This is a genomic window from Variovorax glucosi (genome assembly GCF_051216695.1).
In the GTDB taxonomy this organism is placed as follows: Bacteria; Pseudomonadota; Gammaproteobacteria; order Burkholderiales; family Burkholderiaceae_C; genus Variovorax.
In genome coordinates, this window is record NZ_JBPJZE010000414.1 from 1 (window position 1) to 1025 (window position 1025).

Genomic DNA, 1025 nt, shown 5'->3' on the forward strand with positions numbered 1-1025 from the left:
GACGACCCAGCGTACCCCGTGCCGGGCTCGCCCCAAAATCCGCGAGCAAGAGTCAATCCTGAAACGGTGCCTTCTTCGCCAGCTTGCGAAACACCAGTCCAGGCAGCCGCAGCACGAACTCCACCATCAGCCGCGCATGCATCCACGTAAGCAGCACGTTGTCGCGCCCATAGCGGAAGTGTGAAATCCCGCCTTCCTCGGCCGTCAGGTACTTCACCGGCGCATCGATGTTCACCGGCTTGACGCCGCGCCAAGCCAGCCGCACGACCGCTTCGGTGTCGAAGTCGAAGCGCCGCATCCAGGGCTGCCGTTCCATGACGGCGATCAGGTCCGTCACCGGATACACGCGAAAGCCGTAGAGCGAATCGCCCACGCCGGCGAACAGCGTCTCGAGCTGCGTCCACCCGTTCGACACACGCCGCCCGCGCACGCGCAGCAGCGGCGCGCTTGCGTCGAACACCGGGCGCCCGAGCACCATCGTCTCGGGGCGGGCCAGCGAAGCTTTCATGAACTCAGGGATCAGGTCCGCCGGGTGTTGTCCGTCGGAATCCATCGTCAGCGCGTGCGTGAAACCGGCCTCCCTGGCGGTGCGCAGGCCGTGCAGCACAGCTGAACCCTTGCCCTGGTTCTGCGGCAGCACCCACACGCGCAGGCCCGGATCGCTGGTCGCCATCTGCTGCAGCCGCTCGCCCGTGCCGTCGTCGCTGCCGTCGACTACCACCCACACCGGGTTCCACTGTGCGCGCGCTGCAGCGACGGTCGAGAACAGGCGCTCGCCGGTGTTGTAGCTGGGGATCAGGACAATGTGGGTGCGCGAGGCGTCTGGCATTCGGGGGACGCTTCGGTGGCGCGCTGTTCCATGTTTTGGCGAAAGTATTGTTCGAGCTCGGCCTGCAGCACGTCGCTGTCCTGCGTGGGCGAGAAGCGCTTGCCGATCCGCAGGGTGAAGACGATGGGCAGCGGTGGCACGCGCCACAGCGGCCAGCCCTTGGCGAGGTAGGGCGAGTCGGTGTCGATGAACACCG

At 66.6% G+C, this 1025-nt stretch carries 1 protein-coding gene and 1 pseudogene; both read right to left on the reverse strand.

Features of this window, described 5'->3' with window-relative positions; all coding sequences use genetic code 11:
• Nucleotides 1–52 precede the first annotated feature (52 nt).
• Nucleotides 53–829, reverse strand: coding sequence for a glycosyltransferase family 2 protein (locus tag ACSFA3_RS26120; protein WP_435508203.1), 777 nt, complete (start codon nt 827–829; stop codon nt 53–55).
• Nucleotides 796–1025: pseudogene (locus ACSFA3_RS26125) on the reverse strand (1-acyl-sn-glycerol-3-phosphate acyltransferase); the annotation flags it as partial. The gene ACSFA3_RS26120 and the pseudogene ACSFA3_RS26125, both read right to left, overlap by 34 nt.